This is a genomic window from Croceicoccus gelatinilyticus, from assembly GCF_018398395.1.
Taxonomy (GTDB): domain Bacteria; phylum Pseudomonadota; class Alphaproteobacteria; order Sphingomonadales; family Sphingomonadaceae; genus Croceicoccus; species Croceicoccus gelatinilyticus.
The window spans coordinates 11,905-31,922 of record NZ_JAHCBF010000011.1 but is presented as its reverse complement, the minus strand read 5'-3'; the positions used below and the strand labels follow the sequence as shown (position 1 = coordinate 31,922).

Below are 20,018 nucleotides of genomic sequence, written 5' to 3'. Positions count from 1 at the left end.
CCACAAAAGCCGTTCCGAACGGGACAGAAAGGTCGACCATGCAGCCCCATAAAACCGGCTTTTACCGAGGGCTTTTCTGGGCCCAGATACGTCCCGGCGAACCCGCTCTGCTTCTCCCGCCATACAACGATGGTTCGCGACCAGACGCATGCTGCAATCACACTCCCTGCGCATTGACGATCGCTGATGACGACTTTCCCCTGAGCGAAGGCGCCTTTTTCAGCTCGATCTGGGTGCAGAACAACACGCTAAGAGGCATCGAAGAGTGGCTGTTCGATCAGATCCCGCCCCCGCAGACCTGCGAGATTAACGTAGCGCTCGATAAGCGCGGCTATTTCATATTCTCAGCCACGACCATGCGCTCTGGTTCAATCACACAGGTAGAGAAGATCGCCGACCCGACGATCAATCTCTTCTCAGAAACCCGACGGATCTACGCCTACTTCGAGGAGAATTGCCCCGCGCCGTCGCGCGAGGAGGCCGACCAGATCTACACCGGTGATATCGGACGCCTTGCGCTTTCCCTGATGACCGAAGAAGGCGCACGGCTATATCGCGACTGGATCACGATGGCCCGCGAATACGACATCATGCCTCCCGCGCTCTACCTGGGTTACTCGGAGGTCACCAACGAGAAGCTCGGGCGCGTGGAATTCCAGCTGCTCGAAGGCGGCACCTTCCTGCACACCAGCCTCATCCTTGAGGGGAACATCACCTTCACGGAAAACCAGGCGGGTGTCACGGTGATGATCAACCAGCCTGTCAGCGAAACAGTCGCGAACTCGGCAAAGGGCAACATGCTCTCGGCATTGGTGGACCTTCCCGGTGCCGACGAGATGAAGATCAAGACCGTGAAGCTCATGGACGGCGACAATCACCTGCGGCTACGCACCAGCACGAACGTCGATCCGGCGGCCATGCCGAACGGCACTCCAAAGTCCAAGGAAGCAAGCCAGGCTGACCTGAACCTGCTCCTTGGCGAGGAAAGCTTTTTCACTCTGGCGGATGCGTACGTAATCGAGAAGATCCGCGCGCTCCCCGTCGAGCAGCAATGCAGCCTTCTGCACAACATCATCTACTACGGGAAGCGACCCTACGAACTGACGTTGTTCGGGCTGCCAGGCTGGACGTTCATCGCCAACCACACCGACAACGTCGCGATGAACTACGCCGCTTTGGGGCCCGCACGATCCGATCCTATAAAGGCCCCGATGTATTTCCAGATCAGGGGCAATACCGTGCCGCTGGTTACGACGGAGGCGCCAGCATGAAGGCCGCAAAATTCATGGGCGTCTATTACGAAGCCACCTGCAGAGCCGTAGAGACAGGTGTTCTTACCAGCCGCAAACCAAGCAACCGGCAATACCGCGAATTCTGCGGTCCAATTCTACCAACCACACGACAGCAGCGCCGCGCCATGATGCGCCGCGCCGCCAAGCCATTGGAGCCCAGACCATGAAGACCGACCGCATCCGGACAAGCCTTCGGACCCTCGTCGGCCGGCTGGGCTGGTGGCTCGTCGAAAAGAGCAAGCCGACCTACGCCCTGATCTACGATGAGCAGGGCCAGAACGAGGACGAACCCGGCGAACACTACTACGGCTATTTCAGCGGGAACGCGGAAGCCGAAGAGGTGTTCGGAACTTTCGTTGGACCGGAGCCGGGCCGCTACTCGAACGTGTTCCTGTGCGCCATCAAGCAGCCGATGCCCGGCTTCAAGAGCTGGATGGCACCCCGATGAGCACGAACATCCAGAACGGGCGGTACTACGAGAGGGGCGTCTTCGCTTTCTACAAGGCAGCCATGGCCCGCAAGACCGCGCTCACCACGCTAGGCCGCAACGAGATTGCAAGGGTCGGCGGCATTCTCGTCGCAGATGCGATCGACAAGGCAGCTCTTCATTCGAGCGAAGTCTCCACCGGCCACATCCTGCAGCGCACCTATGACGACATGGTCCGGCGCCAGCGCGCCATCGCCGCCACCGGCAGACGTGACCCGGAAGTCGACTTCAGTCTGGAGCTCTGGATCTTCCCGGGCAGAGCGGCTGCGGGCCGTACCCACTTCATGATCCATACGGAAAACCGCGCACTGCGGTCGAAGGTCGATGCCATGCGCGGAGTGAACGACTTCGCCTGGTGGGACAGCACCGACCCGCCCGAAGAGGTCTCAAAGAAAGACTGGCGCCACCGCGAGAATGTCTGGTCGCGTAATCTTGGCGAGACGGGACGCCCCGCTGATCGCTGCATGACCTTGCAGCTGTTTGACGGAGATATCACCCGGCACGCCGCGCCGAGCGACTTTCTTGCTGCAATCCCGGAAAAATCCGCTCGAATTCAGCGTCTCGCAAGACATCTTGCGGTAGAAGATACGAAGGACGAGACGGCAGGGGCTGCCATCGAGACGCTGATGGAATTCGAACGAAACGAGAAATTCCGTTCGGACATGATCAAGAAAGCGACCCCTCTGGTCCAAGACATCGAAATGCCAATCCCGGCCTGACGTTGGTCCGCCGCCGCCTCCATCCTACAATAGGGGAAGGAGGTACGCCTTGGAAAACCCCGCAGGGCATAGGAAACGCAGACGCATCTTCGCTCTCGCACTGGCAGGGGCAGGGCTCGTCGGTCTTGTCACCGGCACGGTCGGTGGTGCCGTTGGCGCAATGTGGGTTCTTGAAACCGTAGGTGCTCCCAAGATCACGACGGCGGCCAAGAACGCAGTCATCTCTTACGACGATCTCCCGCAGGAAGGCTTGAGGCCGGTCGATATCGCCGGCGTCATGCACCGCGGCACTCCCTTGAACCCGTGCGTCATCGACTTTCTCGAGGAACAGTCGGATCTCGTAGGCGTCGCAGATTGGAAAAAGGTCCGGTTTCATCCCTATTTCCGCGACGAAGACATCATCAACGAGGTGGCCTTCGCAAGGGGCGTTCTTGCCATCACGCGGCACAACGACATCTACGTCGCGGTACCGCGCAATCCCTCCGGCCTCGACCAGCTGAACGAACGGCTCTTCTTCCACGAGCTGATGCATGTCTCGCAGTATGCCGCAGGGCTCAACCTCGGCGAATACGCGACAAGTGCGGCTGCCTCCTACGCGGCAGGCCAGGAAATGAAGCAGAACGACTTCGAAGAAGACGTCAGGGACAGGGAAAAGCTCGTCCTAGATGCATGGTACGCGAGCGAGCAGCGCCGTGCCTGCCACGCCGACGTCCTTCCTTTGCCCGAACCCGAACCCGAGATAGATGGCGAGGAAGGTGCAGGGGAGGGCGAACCGACGCCCGTCGCCGACGTGCCGATGGTTCGCGCGCCCAGTGAAATGCCGAACATCCAGTTCGCGATCTTCGATACCCGGAAGGGTGAATACGAAGTGGTCGAACACAAGCTGCACGAGGACAAGGGCCGCGCCCTGCCTTCGCGCTAGCTAATCCAACATCGCAGGAGAATTCCATGAATGCTGATCGCATCGTCGAGATCGGTCCGGCAAAGCTCATCCTGGGCGACGCCTACAAGGTCCGCGCCGATATCGGTTGGGTGGATGCGGAGATCATCGATCCGCCGTACCTGATCAAGACGGCGGGCGCCGGCAAGTTCCGCAAGGCACGGCCCTACCTCGACCAGATCAAGGAAGTCGGCATCGATCAGGGGTTCGACATCTCGATCATTAACACGATGCTCACCGGGTCCGTCTGCTGCTTTTGCCACAACGACCAGATCCCGAAGATCACCAGCTACCTGCAGAACACCTTCGACCGGTTCGTTCTCGGCTTCTGGGCAAAGCGCAATCCGATCCCCGTCGCCAACAAGCACCTCATGCCGGATTGCGAAGTCTATGTCCGGGCATGGCAGAAGGAATGGCATCCGGTTGGCGAGCTCGCGAACAAGCGCCGCGTGATCGAGGATACCGAAATCGAAGAACCCGCGATCGTCGGAACGAGGGAGAAGGTCTTCCCGTCCAAAACATACGGGCACCCGACAGTGAAGCCGGAAAAGGTCATGGACACCATCATGTCCACGACGAAGGGCGAGAGTGTCCTCGATGTCTTCATGGGGACCGGCAGCACCGGCGTCTCGGCCCTCAAGCACGGCAAGCGCTTCATCGGCGTCGAGAAGAACCCCGAGTATTTCGAAATCGCCATCGCGCGGCTCGAGCAGGCCGCCAGAGAACTCGACGCCGCTGCATAAGATAGACAGGGAGATTTGCTCCCGTCTTTCAACAGTGCCAAAAGCCAAGTCCTTGAAAGGGGGGACAATGACCAACAAGAACCTGAGCCTGATCGGGGCGGCCTTGCTTGTCGCCGGGCTCTTCGTACCGATCGTCAAGCTTCCGATCATCGGAAGCGTGAACCTGTTCAACAGCGGATCGAACCTGCTGGGCCTCATCATCCTGGCGCTTGCCATTGTGATCGCCGGTCTCGCGGCCACCGAAAAGATCAAGGAGGCGTTCTGGCCGGCAGGAGCCGCCGCCGCCTTCATCGTCTTCCTGTTTGTCCGCCTGCAGATCCACATCACAAATATGCGCTCAAGCCTCGACGAGCTTGGCGACAATCCCTTCCGGGGCTTGGCCGAAGCAGCGGCTAGCGCAGTTCAGGTCGAATGGGGCTGGCTCGTTCTGGCCGTTGGTGCGGGCACCGCACTCTATGCTGCATTCCAGGACCGCAAGGCCGTTGAAGGAGCCAAGCCACTTGCCGTTCAGGAAGGCGTCGACAAGAAAATGGCGGTACTCGCAGCTGTCCTACTGATCGCTGGAGTGGCTATTGCGCTCTATCAGGACGGCGTCGGCTCCAGTGACGACGAATGGCCCGGCACTCCTGTCTCAAGCCTGGAAGATCAGGCTGACGCAATCGATGCGGCAGCCGAGGCGTTTGACCCGATGATGGACGAGGCCGCAGACCAGTCGAACTCTTCGGCCGAGCGCTCGTACCTCTCGCAAGTCGATGTCTACGACCTCAAGGCCAGCTACATGGATTCGATGCTCGACGGCCGCGTGCCAGGTGTCGAATTCAAGGTGAAGAACAACGGCGACAAGACCCTGAACGAGGTCAAGGTCACGGTGGTCTTCTACGATGCCGACGGCAACGCGATCGCCGAGGAAGACTATTATCCGGTCCTCGTCAGTTCCTACTCCAGCTCAGGGACGCCCTTGAAGCCAGGATATATCTGGCGGCAGGAGCGTGGCCGCTTCTACTCGGCCAAATCGGTCCCCGAAGAATGGGCCGCCGGCAAGGTCACTGCTTCCGTCACCGACGTCGAATTCGCAGACTGATACCAACCACCAGAAAACGACAGGAGGGCGGCAGAGATTCTGCCGCCCTTTCTTGTTGCGACAGCAAAGGACAACGACATGACCGCAACTTCCGATGAGACCAAGGCGCTCGACATGAGCGTCACCATTAGCGACGAGATCCACGTGCCCGAAGGATCGGAGATCCAGTATGGCCGCGACGGCAATGGCATTGCCATCAAGCTCCCTGACGGCAAGGTCATCAAGCCGTGGATCACGTGGGAGCTTCAGGAAGACGAAACAGGCGATGCGCGCGATCTTACATACGACCAGATGACCGAACTGGGATGCCATAGCGAGCAGCTCGAAAAGGACATCGTGCTCGAAAGCTGAACGCGCAAACCCTCCGGCGTGCGGCTCATGAAAATGCGCCGCACGCAAGGGCCAAAAAAGATTCGAAAGAGCCCACCTGGTCCCGCTGCGGGACGGTTTACCATTTCATCCTACAAAATAGGCTTTGCCGCCGGTTTCACCTGATCCTACAATGTTAACGGACGGGGGGGAGATCTGAAGCCAGAGATGGAAGAAACAGAATGCCGATCAACACGCTTCTCGAGCGACGCATGTCAAAGACCGGACACCGGATTACCGACCTGCTCATCGCTATCACCGGCATGCTGTGTCTCTTCGTCGCAATCGAGCTTCAGGCTGGAATCATCACGGCCGCAATCACCAGCATCCTGATCGGGATCGTGGCACTTTCCGTCTACCTCCAGCAAACCGGCCCGGCATCGGCGATACAAAGCTGGGAAAGCGGCTTCCCGGGGTCGGCCGAGCTGCTCAAGGCCACCGGAAAGGGCGGGGTTGTCGTTATCAACCTGCCCGAAGGCGAACAGATCATTGCCGAGCGCGGCGCCGACGTCTTGGGTGACATCATGCTACACCTGGGCGAAGTCATGGAAGCGCTGACCGCAGGACGGACCATCTACCTTATCAATCACTCGACGCTGGCCTATTGCTGCACCGACGATCACCAGCGCGAACTGAAGCTGCTTCAGGGGCTAAGCCCCAATCTCCTCCAAGCCATGACCGCGGGAAGCAACGGCATCGACCTTCATGTCCATGCCGGTATCTGCCTCGACACCGACGACGACATGCAGCGCGCCATGGCACGAGCTTTTGTCGCGGCGCGGCGCGCACAGGTTTCAGGCATGCTCTGGCAACGCTGGTGCCCCAAGGGCGACGGCGTATGGCCGCTCACCGTCTACAACGAGTTCACCCGCGCACTGACCGGAGGCGACATCTGGCTCGCCTATCAGCCGAAGTACGATGCCGGCTCGAACGAGATTGTCGGCGCAGAGGCCCTGATCAGGTGGAATCATCCCGAGCGCGGCGCCATCGCCCCAGCCGACTTCATCCCGATCATCGAGAAGAATGGCCAGATGATGGAGCTGACCCGCTTCACCATCGAGCAGGCAATAGCCGATTTCTCCAGTCTGCCCGATCACTGGGATGTCGCGGTCAACATCGCGCCCGGCCTGCTCGGCAGCGGCCGGATCATTGCAGTCGTGACCCAGGCTTTGCAAAAGGCAGGCTTTCCGGCCAGCCGCCTCGTCCTCGAGGTCACTGAAACCGCGAGCATCGATGAACGCGGCATCGCCGAGATCAACCATCTTCGCAGCCTCGGCATCGAAGTCGCGATCGACGATTACGGCGTGGGCTTTTCAACCGTCAGCCACCTGCGCGATTTGCCGGCAACCCAGTTGAAGCTCGACAAGAGCCTCGTTCAGCAGCTTCTCAATGACGACAAAGGCCAGAAGATCGTCCTGTCCTCGATCCGCCTTGCGCACGATATGGGCATGAAGGTCGTCGCAGAAGGCGCAGAACTCGAGAGCCAGTTGCGCTTTCTTGCAGGCGCTGGCTGCGATCTCATTCAGGGTTTCGTCCTCGCAAAGCCGATGCCGCTCAAGGACCTTGAACGACTGACGCTCTCCTATGAAGAGGCCAAGGCTGTAGCTTGAGCTTCGCCTAACCGGACATTCATCCTACAACTCAGATATATTCACGCTATCAGGCGTCAGGGAGGTCGCTCGTCCAGTGAAGGAAACAACTGCTCGCAACGAGCGCTCCGGTGAAGGGGGCGCTTTAATTTTGCCGGCGCTCCCGCAGCAGGAATACGAGGTTGCGCGCAGAACGAGCCGGATCGTCAGCCTTGACCTCCTGAGAGACATCGCGGCCATTCTGGTTGTCGCATCCCATTTCGCCGTCTTCGTTTTCGATGACCAGCGCGGATGGGCACTTGATGCTTTGCGGGCTCTTGGCGCACCGGCAGTCGACATCTTCATGGTCCTTTCCGGTTACGTCGTGACACATGCCTGGCTTCGCCAATCAGACCGCCACGGCACCAGCGGGATCTTCATCACCGGGCGGATGCTCCGCCTGATGCCGACTTATCTCGTCAGCTTTGCCGTCGCGATGGTCGCATGGGGTATTGTCAGCTCGCTCGGCGGATCGGGTCACTCCGCGTTGGAGCGCATGGCCGTTCCTCTTACTGTCGACGAGATACAGGCGAACCTCTATCCGCTCTGGCGAAACAACGGCTCACTGGTTCTCAATCCCCCATGGTGGACCTTGCAGGTCGAAGTGATCGCCATGCTGATCACCCCTCTTATCGTCGCCGCCGCGACGAAGGCAGGAAGCTTCGCCATCATCACGTGGCAGTTCGCGATCGCATTCCTCGTAACCTCGGCAGTCACCTTGGGCATGACGAGCGCGCTTCAGAACATTCTCCTCGTTACGGTGCTATCCGGCATGTGGCTGGCGCTTCGCGAGGATGACGAAAACCCGCCGCTTCTCGACCGTGCCCCGCCGGCTATCATCGGCGTGGCCGCCGCCGCCTTCCTTGGAGGTTCGGTCATTGCGATCGTCCAAGGGCAGGACGTGCTCATCACCCGGTTTATCGGAATGATCGGCGCGCTTCTGCTCATCGCAGCCATCCGCCGGATCGATCTATCGCACCGCTTCAGCCCGAGAATGGGGAGAAGCGTCGGACAGATTTCGTATCCGCTCTACGTCCTTCACTATCCGATCATCGCCGCGAGCTGCGCACTGGCAATAGCCTTGCATGCCGATCTCGCGCTGGGGGCGTCCATCGGCGTCGCCGTCTCTCTGATCCTAGCCTGGGTCTTTTCCCAAACTCTCGAGCGCGCGGCGGTCACACACGCAGGCGAGTTTGTTTCCAATCAACTGACAAGGCCGTAAGGTCGGCGAAGGGTACGCAGGAATGAAATTTATCAGATCACTCGCGCTTGCCGCGTCGCTCGTCGCCTTGACGGGATGCGAAGCAGGCTCCGCTTCGAACGGACCAGACAATGTCTGGGGCGAGGGCAATGGCGGGTACGCCGAAGGCTACATCGTCGAGACCGATACCAGCGCCTACGAGAACGCTGGCGAAGCACAGCCGCCGCACCCGGCTGCCGAGCCGCCAAGGGCCGCCGGCGACTTCGGCGATTGCGCACGGATGCACCCTGCAGGCCTTCCGCCCAAGGTCGTCGCGCCCGAGTTCGCCAAGGTGATCGAGCCGACCTATCGCGAACTGTGCTACCGCGCCTTTGCCATCGGCCATTCAGGCCGGACGAGGACCGCCCTCTGGTCCGCCGAAGTGCTCGATAAGGCGCATCTCGACATGGCGTCACAGATCTCGCGCGATTCCTCGTTCAAGCCTGACGACCATCTGCCGGTCTCCGAGCGCTCCGAGCTAGACGATTATCGCCGATCGGGGTGGGATCGCGGCCACCTTGCTCCGTCGGCAGATATGCCTTCACGAGAAGCCCAGCAGGAAAGCTTCCGGCTTTCGAACATCGTCCCGCAAAACGGATCGATGAACGGCGGCGCGTGGGTGGACCTTGAGCAGCGCGTGCGCGGCGAAGCTCGCAAGCGTAAGGTCTACGTGGTGACTGGCCCGATCTTCAGGGGCAGCACGGATGCGCTCAAGAAGCGCGTCCTGATCCCGACCGCCATGTTCAAAGCGATGTATGCAGTCGACAAGGGTGCCGTCGTGTTCATCGTCGAGAACAACGAGAAGGCGAACGCTTACACGCTCAGCGTCGACCAGTTCACCAAGACCTTCGGCCTCGATCCTTTCCCCGGCCTTCAGGGGCCGGTGCGCACACACGATATCGCTCTTGGACCTCTACGGGTCCGCAAGATTGATCCCAATGCAGATGGCAGTGCCGCAGGCGACAGCCAGGGAGAAGGGGAAAACGGGAAGGGTGGATGCACCAACCTAGCCCGCAAGCGCGGTCAGCGTACCTGGCACGACATGGAATCGTTCCGCAGGTTCTACGGCCGCGATCCCTACCCTGACGAAATCGATTCCTGCGGGAGCAATGCACAATGATCAATATGAGCAAGGGCCTCAAGCGCCTCGCCATCGCCGCTGCCGTACCGTATTTCGGATTCTGGACGCTTTGGGTCATTCCTCCGCTTTTCTGGCTCTCCGAATGTACCAATCCGCAAGATGGAGAGTGTCAGGTCACTGCTGAGGCTGCAGCTGACCGCTTCTGGCAATCGACTACCTATGGGATAGTCCTGCCTCTGCTTGTCCTTGCCGTCTTCTTCGTAGCCCGATGGGTTTATCGCGGATTCCGGGACTAGCTCCACCCGCTAAACACGAGGCCATTCGGCCGGCGCCGACGCTGCCGCAAAACGACTGCCATCGCGCCGCTCTGCTGTTTCGCCAGCGGACATCAACAACCTGACGCTATTCAAGCCCTTCGGGAGCAATGCACAATGATGACCAACCCCTCGTTCAAGATGGCGATAGGCGCCCTTTGGACAGCAGGCCACAGGCCCTCGCGCCGCCTCATCAGCCAACTGGCAAGCTGCTTTGGCATGCTCACGCCCGTTTACCGCCAGGAAGACCGCGACGACCAGGTCGCCGCCGTCCTCGCCGAATTCGGTTACAAGCGCGATCCGGAAGGGTCAGGCCTGCGCCTCCTGCCGATGCAGCCCGACCGACCGGGCCCGCGCGGGGACGACAAGGTCCCCATGGCAGGGCATCTCGTCGACATGAACGGGCTCTGGACTGTCCCCGAGGTCCGCCTGCAGGGCCGCCACGGCACCGAAGCTCCCGGCTTCACCGTCGGCAACAAGGTCGCGACCTGGACCGGAAAGCCCGAGGAGGGCGCCGAGTTCAACCTAAGCGGCGGCGGGCCGCGATCCATCCTCTATCTCGCGACGTCCACCTTGCAGGCCACCGGCAGAACCGCATTCGTGTCCCAAGCCGCTTGTCCGGGCTTGCCGGAGGCTGGCGCCGAGGTAATCTGGCTGACCGAAGTCCCGGTATGGCGCGCGACGCGTGCAAACTGGATCCAGAACCCGGAGGCGATGGCCGCATGAAGCTCGATTTCGACCAGCCGATCCTTTCGGGCGATCACGAACTCGACGTTGGCGGCCTTTCCTTGAAGGCCACCAATGAAGCAGCCGTAATCTCAGGCCGGCTCAAACTCGAGGGCGGCCCGGCCGATGCCGAGACAGCAGCCGAGATCTCACGATATTTCGCCGCTCTATCGGCTGAACTTGCCGCGCGCGAAGAACCGGCAAACATCTCCGAAGCCGATGGCCCACCGCCACCCTGGATGGGCAAGGCCTTCGACTAGCCGCTTCGGCGATGGTAATTGTCATGAATTACGGGCTTCACAAATTCCTGTGAGCGTATAACCATCCCCACTCCAAATAACGTCAAAGGTTGGGGGACCTATGTACGCTAAATCATCATCACTGCTGGCTATCATTCTCTTCGCGTCTGGCTGCGCCCATTCGCCTGATGCAAATCTCTACTATTATCCGGCGCAAACGCTCATCGACCTAAAGGTCAACCGGACCCTGGCTTGTTCGCCTAAAAACGACATCGTGGCCTCGACCACTGTAACGACCAAGACCATCAATCGGGCCGACGTCACAGATCCGATCGCGCTCGATATGGGCAAGCTGAACTCGATGATGGCTGATACCACGCTCGAGGTCGTCTTTTACGAGGATGGCCGCCTCAAAAGCATCAACAGCGAAGCAACCGGAAAGGGCGACCAGATCGTCAAGTCGGCGCTCGAACTGGCCAAGCTCGCTGGCGTCGGCACCTTGGCACTTGATGGCGGCCCGTTTGATCCCAAGGCCATCTGCAAGGTGATCAATGCCCAGAAGGAGAAGGTCGTCACGCTCGAATATGCCGCGACGATAAACCCGGCGGAAGCGGATACATGGGACCTGCCGGTCAATGCCGAAACGGGCAAGTTCCTGGAGACCATCGGCGGGAATGCCTCATATTTCGCCATTACAGCGAAAAAGACCGGTACCAAGGTCCCTTCGATCGAAACTAAAGAAGAAGGACCGGGAATTCGGGTCACTTATCCAGCCCTGGTCGAGCTCACCGTTGAAGATACAATGACCGCGCTCTGGACAAGCACATTCGCAGTGCCGCAGCTTGGCGCGAAGGGGTGGATGCCGATTACCAAGGCACCGGCCTTCGGCAAGAACACGACCAAGCTAGAGCTCAACGAGGATGGCTCGCTTGCCAAGGTGACTTACGGTGCCGAAAGCGGAACCAAAGCTGCTCTCGATACCGCAGGCGAGGTCGTAGACGAGGTGAATAGCAAGACGGATGCGGAGCGCGCTGCAGACGCAGAGGCCGAAATGAAAGCGATCAAGGCAGAGCAGGCTCTCGTCAAATGCAAGGCCGATCCAGCCAATTGCACCTGACCACTTTGGGCTCGTCCTGAATCCATCCTATAACTTTGCGTGAAACCAATCGCGCGAGTGAGACAGATGGAAGCTCAGGCACACCCATTCCTGGACCCGGACAAAGTCCATGCCCTGAGGCTGGCGGCACCTGAACCTGTTTCAGGCCGCCAGCTTCGGGAGCGTGTGCTGGAGCCGGCCCCGCTCGTCCTTGCTCCAAAGAAGCTGAAGACCGCAAAGCCCCAACATCGCTTTCGCGGCCCGCTGATCGCCCTCGTTGCCGCCGTAGTCATTCCGACCGCCGCCGCAGCCATGATCCCAGTCGGATCGAGCCTTTCAGATGCGCCGTCGGTGCGCTTCAAGCTCGACGAGGCGAATGTGCCAGTCGCCGGAAACCAGTTGCCTGACGAATACCCCGGTCTCTATCCGGGCGAGCAGCATGTCTTCTACTTCCTGAAGCCGCTCCCGGGCCTTGCCACCACGCGCCAACAGGACGCGGCAGGTTGCCAGTGGGACGTGGCCCGCGCCGGAACCGGTTATCCCGTCATCGGCGAAGACGGTAAGCAACGCTGCACCGATCCCAGCCATGCGATGCAGCCCTACAGGGCCCGCATGATCGGCGACACGTTCCCCTCGATCAAAGGCTCCGCCATGCAGATTGTCGGGATCGTCGATGCTGCCACGGGTCAGAGCCTCATGCCCTCGCTCGCCCAGCCAATCGAAGCCTCTCCGGTAGAAGCGCCCATCGAAGACCTGAAGCCAGCCGGCATGAAGGCCGAGATCAAACCAGTTCCTGCGCCAGCCGTCCCCGTGGCGGGCGTTGTGCCCTCGCGGCCGATGGTCACCGCGCCTTCCGCGAGCGCCCGTCCGCGGATCGATCTCGGCGGCGGGGAAGACCGGATGGTCTCGATGACCGCCTCTCAGGAGCAGATGGTGCCCATATCGGGCGGTCATAACCCAGAAGAAGTGATGGTGCCCATCAGCGGTGACCCGACGCCGCTGCGCGCAATCAGGCCTGGCGAGCCCATGGCCGCCGCGCGGCCCCTGTCGGCCCGCTACAATCCGAACGACAAGCCCTTCGGTTCGCCTCTCGAACCCTGATCTTCCCAGTACCTTTCAAGGTGGCTGGGGAGGATCCCAGATACCAAGGAAGGAAAAAGCATGGAGAAGTTCCACCTCGCAGAACGCGAGCCGGTAGCTGTTGCTATCGATGCCGCTGCATCCGCGACGAACCTTGACGAGCTGTATTCCGCCATCCGGGGATATACCGCTCACCCCGTCGCCGAGCGCGAACCCTATACACCGTCCCAGACGAGCCCGCACGACAACCCGATCATGGTCGTCTCGGAGAAACCCGAGGCAGAAGACCGCGAGACGGGAAAGCCCTTCTCCGGCGTCTATGGCAAGATCATGCGTCGTGCGCTCGAAGAGATGGGCGTTGATCCTGACGCACTTCACGTCGCTTACGCCGTGCATTGGGCGCCTGGGGCCGAAAAAGCCCCCAACAACACCCAGATCGCCGCATCACGACCGTTCCTCTTTCGTGAGATCGAGCTCGTAAAGCCGCGCGCCATTCTTGCGCAGGGCAGGGCGGTCATCGACGCACTCACCGGATATCGAGGACACATTACCCCGATCCTTGGCCAGACGCTCGGTTTCAAATGGCGCGAGACGAGCCTTCAGGCCCATGTCAGCTGGCATCCGGCCTATCCGCTCCGCTTCACCACCAAGCACGGCGAATTCATCGAACAGATGGAGCCGTTCTTCGAGCGCTATGGCATCGAGGCCGAAGGGACCTCTCCGGGCAGCTGGTCGCCGCCCGAAACACCGTTCATCGACAAGCCGTTCGACCGACTGGGCATGGCTGCGTGACAATCCAGCAGCACGCAAGCCGCAACCAGCGCCGCGGAAGACAGGAGACGAGGGCCGGGCCGCCACCCACTTCAGGCAGAGTAAATCTACTGCCATGAAAATGATTGGTAGAGTGGAAATCCCAAGCCCTACCGGATATATGTTTTAGGATAGCGGCATCGCATTCGATACGAAGCGAGCTTCTATCCTCACAGAATATACTCCGACGCTACTGGCCTACGTCGGAAGAATGCCCCGAAAGAGGAAATATGCTGGAAACAATGAAGGAATGCAGCTTCTGCCGGAATCCGCAGAACAAGGTGAATGTCCTCGTCGCAGGCCCGCCCGGGATCGCGATCTGTGACAGCTGCACCGAGACAGCGGCAGGCGCCGTCGCAGAGCAGACCGGCAAGACGATCAAGGTCACCCGCGCAAACGCGCTGAAGGATACTCTTGGCGACATTCCCAACCCGCGCGCGATCGGCAAGCTGCTCGATGACTACGTGATCGGCCAGCAGGAGGCCAAGCAGGCTCTCTCGGTCGCGGTCTACAACCATTACAAGCGCCTCCTCGACGTCGATGGCGATGTCGAGGTCCAGAAGTCGAACGTTCTTCTTCTCGGCCCCACGGGCACCGGCAAGACGCTTCTTGCCCAGACAATTGCGAAGCACATCGGGGTGCCCTTCGCGATCGCCGATGCCACATCACTCACCCAGGCCGGTTATGTCGGTGACGATATCGAGTCCATCATTGCGAAGCTCCTCGTCGCGGCTGATGGCGATGTCGAGAAGGCCGAGCGCGGCATCATCTATATCGACGAAATCGACAAGATCGCCGCCAAGGGCGACGGTCCGTCGGTCACCCGCGATGTTTCGGGCGAAGGCGTCCAGCAAGGCCTGCTCAAGATCATCGAAGGCACCGTTGCCAACGTACCGGGCCACGGCGGCCGCAAGAACCCGCACGAGACGATGAACCGCGTCGACACGAAGAACATCCTCTTCATCTGTGCCGGCGCATTTCCCGGCCTCGAAAAGATCGTCCAGGCGCGCAAGACCCCCAAAGGCATCGGCTTCGGCGCCACCATGGCTTCGAACGATCCTGATGAACGTCCGCTCGAAAAGCTCGAGACGAGCGATCTGGCCCGTTACGGCATGATCCAGGAATTCATCGGCCGCCTGCCGGTGATCACGCACCTCAACGCGCTCACCCGCGAAGATCTCGTGAAGATCCTGACCGAGCCGAAGAACGCGCTCGTCAGCCAGTACAGCCGCATCTTCGAGCGCGAAGGCGTAACCCTCAGCTTCGAGGACGGCGCAATCGAAGCCATTGCCGATGCGGCGATTGCCAAAAAGACCGGCGCCCGCGGGCTGCGCTCCATCATGGAGAAGCTGCTGCAGGCGTCGATGTATGAGGTTCTCGGCGACGAGACGGTCGAGCGGGTCATCGTGACCAAGGCTTCGGTCGAAGGCGCCGAGAAGGTCGCTCACGAGAAGAAGCGCAAGGCTGCCTGACCCGGCAATCGGAAGCGAAAAGAAAGGGCCGCTCATCGAGCGGCCCTTTTTCTTTGTCCGGAATCTTTGGCGGGGTAGTCAGGCCGAGAAAAGCTCTTCGACGCTTTTCCCTAACGCCCTGGCAATCCGCATGGCCGTGCTCAGCCTGGGGTCGGTTTCGCCTTGTTCGATCTGGTTGAACGTCTGCCGGGCAATGCCAACCTGCTGGGCGAGCTGAGCCTGGCTTAACCCAGCCTCAACCCGCGCCACGCGCAGAGAACTCGGCAGTCCGGTCATCAGATCGTGAGCACCGTGACAGCACGGCGATTGATCTGGATATCGCCATTGTCATCGATCACGGGGCTCTGCTCGCCGAACGAGACGGTCGAAATCCGCTCGGCGGTAATGCCCTTGTCGACGAAGAACTCACGGACGGCGTCAGCACGGCGCTGGCCCAGTTCGTAGTTGTAGTTCGCCGTCGCACGCTCGTCGCAATGCCCCTCGATACGAAATGCGATGTCGGGGTGCGTCATGAGCCAGTTCGCCTGGCGCTCGAGAACATCGCGCGCTTGCGGCGTCAGGACGGCCTTGTTCGTGTCGAAGAAGACCGTGTTCGTGCCAGCCGCCGACAGGAAGTCGCTCTCGTGTGCGATCTCGGGAAGGTAGGTCTGCGCCATCGGCTTGCCCGGAGGCGCTACAGGGCCTGCGACATAGAGATCGTCAGGACCGCTCGAGCAGCCGATCAAGGCAGGCAGAGCGAGAAACGACAGGTAGCGAAAGCGCATAGGGTCATCCTTGAAGTGGCGTTTGCCATCATTTTAGGATGAGCGGAGAAAGTCTCCAAACCGCTGAACGATCTTACTCCGCATCAAGAATGCGAAAGAAGGTCCCGTCACCGGTCGCAGTCGCGGTATAGCAACCGAACTGGCTGGTAGTGCTCACCGGCTTGCCATCGCCCCAGTTGGTCGAGAACCCGGCGATCTCGTTGAGGCGCGCGCAAAGCTCCTGCGGCAACGAATTGATGCTGAGCGCCCGGTGCGCAGTCCCGTCGTATTCGATCGAGAGATACACCGGTTCATAAGTGCCAAGTGAAGGTCTCGGTGTCTCGTTCAGGATGCCGGCACTGACGATATCGGCCGTGCTGGTAGCCTTCTCCAGATAGTGCATCTCGTAGGTCTGATGCGCTGCCGCGACCTGGTCGAGAACGTTACGCATCTCCGCCGCCTTCGCGTCGCGCTGCACGTCGAGGTAATAATCGCCTCCGTAATCGATCACCAAGAGTGCCGATGCCGTGGCGAGGATAATACCCAGGATGGAGAGGATCATGTTTGTCATCTCACATCTTATGGGATGAAGTTCGACTTTACCAAAGCCCCATAGAAATGACCTCCGGTTGCGGAGGAAAACAGGCGCGCCGCCAGCGCGCCTGAAAGCACCTTGTCACGCCTGAAAAGGACTTTGCTTATGACCCTGGTAGCCACCAGTCCCGTTGCCATGCCCGGCGCACACGTCGACGGCCGCGCCGAAGAACCAGAAAAGCTCGAGATCAAGGGCCTGCGCTTCACCCGCGAGCAGGTCGAGCACGAGGACTTCCTGTCGCTCCATTGTGACGAGCTAGCCGCCAAGATCGCCGACGAGGTCTACTGGTCCCGCTACGAACCCGAGAACAGGGTTCTCGACTTGTCCGATTGCGCAGCTGCCGCACAGGCCATGATCGAAGCGCATACGTTCGGGAAGGACCCGCAGGTTGCGGGCCGCCATTCCCTCGCGCGCCTGAACGGCACCAGTTCCTGGTATCTCGAGGACGAACTCGTCCGCCCCGAAGTAGAGCGGTTCATCGAAAAGCTGGAATGCGAAGCTGACGACCTCGGCTGGTCGTACTGCTTTGACGCCGACGACGAGAATGCGGACGAGCTGCGCCAGGCAGTCTGCGAGATCGCAGAGGAACGGGACGACAGCACCCCGTTCGACGTCCTTGGGTCCTGTGACCGCGTCGAGATCGCCTTCGTCTTTATGCAGGATCATGGATATTTCGACGACAACTGCACGGCCTCACACAAGACCTGGTCCGAATGGAGCGAGCTGAGCCTCAGCGAGGGCTTTCTCAACACGCTTCCCCGCCTTGGCTACACCCTCGAGCAGTATCTTGCTCATTCCAAGAACCAGCACGAGGTGCAGGACGAGGTCTTTCATCCCCGGCCTCCGCGTCTTCCAGTCGCAACGCTGGACGAGCTGCAGGAGGCCGTCGACAATGCCTGCGCGCAGTATTTCAACTTCGCGATCTATGCGCACGTTCCATTGCGGGACTTCCTCAAGATGGACCTGTCGAAGCCCATCCGTCTCGATCGCTACAGCGTCGCCACCATCAATATGTCGAGCGGCACGTTTCACGACATTAACAAGGACCAGCCCATCATCCTGAGGCCGGACGAGGGGCGTTTCCACGTCTTTGAGAAAGGGCCGGCTGACTGGTGCGGCCTTGTCGGCAGCTATTACCACGCGGAGATCAGCCAGTGAGCATCAATCCCGAAATCAGCCAGGTCGAAATGCGCAAGAAGCTCAAGGAGCTCGGCCTCAAGGTCCGCGTTAAGAGCTATTCGTCGTTCAGCGAAGCGCGCGTATTCGACGGTGACAAGCAGATCAATGGCGGCAACGTCCTGACACAGGAGCATCTCGACAGGTACGCCGCCTTTTACGATTTCAAGAACTCGCACTCGATCGTCGACGACGGCTGGAGGACGATCCTGTGAGCGCGCTTGCCAACATGACTGCCGCCGCGCCGGTAGATCCGCTCGAAGCGGAAGTGGTCGAGCGCCTACAGACGCAGACCTATCAGACGATCTCATCGGAACTGCGCATCTCGCGCGGCAAGGTCTGGTCGATCGCCATCAAGCACAAGGCCCGCAAGAACGAACAGCGGATCCGCGAGCGGGCTGCCGAGCGCAAACAGCGCCAGCTCGAAACGCTCGAAGCCATGCTCGATGCAACGCAGACAGCCGATGTCCTCGACTACTTCGATGCGTTGCCCGACGAATGCGCCCAGCTGGTTGTCACCAGCGTGCCCTACAACGTCGGCAAAAAGTACGGCGACGCTGTCGCCACCGACACCATGCGTCACGTCTATTACGCCGGATGGCTCTCGATGATCGTGTCCGAGATGGCGCGCGTGGTAAAGCCTGGAGGGGTCGTATTCCTCCAGTGCGGCTCGACAAGGGATGAAGTGGACGGTTCCATGGTCCCCATCGACATCATGCTATTTGAAGTGATGCGGAAAACCGGCCTGGAATACCAGAACCGGGTGAGCTGGGTTGTGCCCCACGGGCTGACCCCGAAACGGCGCCTTTCGGAGCGACACGAAAGTGCGTTGATCTTCACCAAGGGACCGCCGTCGACGTTCAACGCCGATCCGGCCCGCACGCCTCAGAAGCAACCCGACAAGCGGGCCTTCAAGGGGCCGAACAAGGGCAAGCTGTCCGGCCATCCCTTCGGGGCATGGCCGTCAGACGTCTGGCAAATTGGAAATCTGGGTGCGAACCACCCTGAGAAGACCGGCCACCCGGCGCAATTCCCCGAGGAGCTCGCGATGAGGGCCGTGCATCTCTACACGCAGCCCGGCGACCTGGTTATCGATCCCTTCAGCGGGTCGGGGACGACACACGTCGTTGCGCGGCGAACCGGCCGCCAGTTCAGCGGCTGCGACCTCTTCTACGAGGACATGCGCGCCGCGCGCCTCGCCGAGGCTGGTCTCGACAATATCTGCAGGCTGCCAGGCGTCAGCGAGGAATCACGCGCTGTCTGGCAGGCAGAAGCCAAGGTTATCGGGCTCCAGCCCGAGGTCATCAGACAACAGGAGCTATTCACATGACAGATGCAGCGACCATCGAGAACAAAAGCTGGACCGAAAAAGCGGCCACGTTCGGCTTTGTCGTGAAAACGCGCGAAGATGTTCTGGCAAACCCCCAGATCGAAGCGTTCCGCGGTTCGCCAAACACGTCGCCTGAGCAGATCAGCGAGTTGCACGACCAGGAAGACCGCGCGCTACGCGCTCGTGTCGAACAGTATGAAGGCAGCCATGTCGTCTTCTCGCCCGATGGCGGCGCAGAAGACTTCGTGCTGGTCGGCAATGATCCCGAGGAATTGGCCCGAGCGGCATATCAGCGGGAATGTGAAATCCGAATGCCCGTCGATACTGGCAAAAGCCCTGCTGCGGTCGACGAGAAGACCACCGGCAATCTCGAATTTGGCAAGATAATCACTGTCTCGACCGGACACATCCCGCAGGAGGCCCGCGAATATCTCGAGCGTCGCCTCGACGAAGACAGAAACCTGCCCAGCGAAGACGATTTCGACTGGGCAGGTCGCCTACACTGGATGAACGGTCCTTACGGATATGCTCTGCACTCGACGATCCTTCGGACATTCGTCGAAGAAGGTGGCGATGTGCCCGAGTTCCTGATCGATGCCGACAAGCTATGCCGCGAGCATGACCTGACCTGGCTCGTCTACGACCAGGATGGAGATGAAGTCGAGGAACTGACCTACTACGAGGGATGACCACCACACGGGGCCATCCCAGTCCAATACCCGAGTGAAGGATTTCCCGGCCCGACTGGGCGGGAACGGAAAAGTCGTGGAATGAAGTGAAGGCAGGACGACCCCCTGCCAGTCGCCGAGCAGAGAGAAAGAAGTTACAGGCACTGATGGACCGCGATGACGCGCGGC

The 20,018-nt window shown here is 60.3% G+C and carries 25 protein-coding genes; 22 read left to right on the top strand and 3 right to left on the bottom strand.

Going from position 1 to position 20,018, the window contains the following annotated elements:
- Positions 1-173 precede the first annotated feature (173 nt).
- From KIH45_RS16855 to clpX, 18 genes are all read left to right on the top strand, one after another.
- Positions 174-1,271, top strand: coding sequence for a hypothetical protein (locus tag KIH45_RS16855; protein WP_213177167.1), 1,098 nt, complete (start codon positions 174-176; stop codon positions 1,269-1,271).
- Positions 1,268-1,459, top strand: coding sequence for a hypothetical protein (locus KIH45_RS16850; protein ID WP_213177166.1), 192 nt, complete (start codon positions 1,268-1,270; stop codon positions 1,457-1,459). Before KIH45_RS16855 ends, KIH45_RS16850 begins: the two co-directional genes overlap by 4 nt.
- Complete coding sequence (locus tag KIH45_RS16845; protein WP_213177165.1) at positions 1,456-1,740, top strand: hypothetical protein; 285 nt, start codon at positions 1,456-1,458, stop codon at positions 1,738-1,740. The genes KIH45_RS16850 and KIH45_RS16845 overlap by 4 nt, the downstream gene beginning before the upstream one ends.
- The gene (locus tag KIH45_RS16840; protein ID WP_213177164.1) at positions 1,737-2,498 is read left to right on the top strand and encodes a hypothetical protein; all 762 of its coding nucleotides are present in this window, start codon (positions 1,737-1,739) and stop codon (positions 2,496-2,498) included. Before KIH45_RS16845 ends, KIH45_RS16840 begins: the two co-directional genes overlap by 4 nt.
- 49 nt (positions 2,499-2,547) lie before the next feature.
- Complete coding sequence (locus tag KIH45_RS16835) at positions 2,548-3,420, top strand: hypothetical protein (protein WP_213177163.1); 873 nt, start codon at positions 2,548-2,550, stop codon at positions 3,418-3,420.
- Between the two features lie 26 nt (positions 3,421-3,446).
- The gene (locus KIH45_RS16830; protein WP_213177162.1) at positions 3,447-4,181 is read left to right on the top strand and encodes a DNA methyltransferase; all 735 of its coding nucleotides are present in this window, start codon (positions 3,447-3,449) and stop codon (positions 4,179-4,181) included.
- A gap of 67 nt (positions 4,182-4,248) precedes the next feature.
- Positions 4,249-5,262 carry an FxLYD domain-containing protein gene (locus tag KIH45_RS16825; protein WP_213177161.1) on the top strand — a complete coding sequence of 338 codons (1,014 nt, stop codon included), beginning with the start codon at positions 4,249-4,251 and terminating at the stop codon, positions 5,260-5,262.
- 78 nt (positions 5,263-5,340) lie between these two features.
- On the top strand, positions 5,341-5,613 hold the full coding sequence (locus KIH45_RS16820) for a hypothetical protein (protein ID WP_213177160.1): 273 nt from the start codon (positions 5,341-5,343) through the stop codon (positions 5,611-5,613).
- 200 nt (positions 5,614-5,813) lie between these two features.
- Positions 5,814-7,241, top strand: coding sequence for an EAL domain-containing protein (locus KIH45_RS16815; RefSeq protein ID WP_213177159.1), 1,428 nt, complete (start codon positions 5,814-5,816; stop codon positions 7,239-7,241).
- Between the two features lie 130 nt (positions 7,242-7,371).
- Positions 7,372-8,481, top strand: a complete 1,110-nt coding sequence (locus tag KIH45_RS16810) for an acyltransferase family protein (protein WP_213177158.1) — start codon at positions 7,372-7,374, stop codon at positions 8,479-8,481.
- Positions 8,482-8,503: 22 nt separating this feature from the next.
- Complete coding sequence (locus KIH45_RS16805; protein WP_213177157.1) at positions 8,504-9,619, top strand: DNA/RNA non-specific endonuclease; 1,116 nt, start codon at positions 8,504-8,506, stop codon at positions 9,617-9,619.
- Positions 9,616-9,876 (top strand): hypothetical protein, encoded by a 261-nt coding sequence (locus tag KIH45_RS16800; protein WP_213177156.1) that lies wholly within the window; start codon positions 9,616-9,618, stop codon positions 9,874-9,876. Before KIH45_RS16805 ends, KIH45_RS16800 begins: the two co-directional genes overlap by 4 nt.
- 237 nt (positions 9,877-10,113) lie before the next feature.
- Positions 10,114-10,620, top strand: coding sequence for a hypothetical protein (locus KIH45_RS16795; protein WP_213177155.1), 507 nt, complete (start codon positions 10,114-10,116; stop codon positions 10,618-10,620).
- The gene (locus tag KIH45_RS16790; RefSeq protein ID WP_213177154.1) at positions 10,617-10,880 is read left to right on the top strand and encodes a hypothetical protein; all 264 of its coding nucleotides are present in this window, start codon (positions 10,617-10,619) and stop codon (positions 10,878-10,880) included. Before KIH45_RS16795 ends, KIH45_RS16790 begins: the two co-directional genes overlap by 4 nt.
- Before the next feature lie 253 nt (positions 10,881-11,133).
- Positions 11,134-11,976 carry a hypothetical protein gene (locus KIH45_RS16785; protein WP_213177153.1) on the top strand — a complete coding sequence of 281 codons (843 nt, stop codon included), beginning with the start codon at positions 11,134-11,136 and terminating at the stop codon, positions 11,974-11,976.
- 57 nt (positions 11,977-12,033) lie between these two features.
- Positions 12,034-13,056 carry a hypothetical protein gene (locus KIH45_RS16780; protein ID WP_213177152.1) on the top strand — a complete coding sequence of 341 codons (1,023 nt, stop codon included), beginning with the start codon at positions 12,034-12,036 and terminating at the stop codon, positions 13,054-13,056.
- Between the two features lie 60 nt (positions 13,057-13,116).
- A complete protein-coding gene (locus tag KIH45_RS16775; RefSeq protein WP_213177151.1) occupies positions 13,117-13,827 on the top strand; it encodes a uracil-DNA glycosylase family protein in 711 nt (236 codons plus the stop codon).
- 248 nt (positions 13,828-14,075) lie between these two features.
- The gene (clpX, locus tag KIH45_RS16770; protein ID WP_213177150.1) at positions 14,076-15,317 is read left to right on the top strand and encodes an ATP-dependent Clp protease ATP-binding subunit ClpX; all 1,242 of its coding nucleotides are present in this window, start codon (positions 14,076-14,078) and stop codon (positions 15,315-15,317) included.
- 78 nt (positions 15,318-15,395) lie between these two features.
- Here clpX and KIH45_RS16765 read toward each other — a convergent pair whose 3' ends face one another.
- The 3 genes from KIH45_RS16765 to KIH45_RS16755 all read right to left on the bottom strand — a co-directional run bounded on the left by KIH45_RS16765 (position 15,396) and on the right by KIH45_RS16755 (position 16,622).
- Positions 15,396-15,593 (bottom strand): helix-turn-helix transcriptional regulator, encoded by a 198-nt coding sequence (locus KIH45_RS16765; RefSeq protein ID WP_213177149.1) that lies wholly within the window; start codon positions 15,591-15,593, stop codon positions 15,396-15,398.
- Positions 15,593-16,081: an OmpA family protein gene (locus KIH45_RS16760; protein ID WP_213177148.1), complete on the bottom strand. Its 489-nt coding sequence runs from the start codon at positions 16,079-16,081 to the stop codon at positions 15,593-15,595. Before KIH45_RS16760 ends, KIH45_RS16765 begins: the two co-directional genes overlap by 1 nt.
- A 73-nt stretch (positions 16,082-16,154) precedes the next feature.
- Entirely contained in the window at positions 16,155-16,622 is a 468-nt protein-coding gene (locus KIH45_RS16755) for a hypothetical protein (protein WP_213177147.1), read from the bottom strand.
- A gap of 138 nt (positions 16,623-16,760) precedes the next feature.
- Between KIH45_RS16755 and KIH45_RS16750 the strand changes: the two genes are divergently transcribed.
- Genes KIH45_RS16750 through KIH45_RS16735 form a run of 4 tightly spaced genes read left to right on the top strand, consistent with a single transcriptional unit; the run spans position 16,761 to position 19,850 of the window.
- Positions 16,761-17,813: a hypothetical protein gene (locus KIH45_RS16750; protein ID WP_213177146.1), complete on the top strand. Its 1,053-nt coding sequence runs from the start codon at positions 16,761-16,763 to the stop codon at positions 17,811-17,813.
- Positions 17,810-18,046, top strand: coding sequence for a hypothetical protein (locus tag KIH45_RS16745; protein WP_213177145.1), 237 nt, complete (start codon positions 17,810-17,812; stop codon positions 18,044-18,046). Before KIH45_RS16750 ends, KIH45_RS16745 begins: the two co-directional genes overlap by 4 nt.
- A complete protein-coding gene (locus KIH45_RS16740) occupies positions 18,043-19,161 on the top strand; it encodes a DNA-methyltransferase (RefSeq protein ID WP_213177144.1) in 1,119 nt (372 codons plus the stop codon). The genes KIH45_RS16745 and KIH45_RS16740 overlap by 4 nt, the downstream gene beginning before the upstream one ends.
- A complete protein-coding gene (locus tag KIH45_RS16735; protein WP_213177143.1) occupies positions 19,158-19,850 on the top strand; it encodes a DUF5983 family protein in 693 nt (230 codons plus the stop codon). The genes KIH45_RS16740 and KIH45_RS16735 overlap by 4 nt, the downstream gene beginning before the upstream one ends.
- The last annotated feature ends 168 nt before the right edge of the window (positions 19,851-20,018 follow it).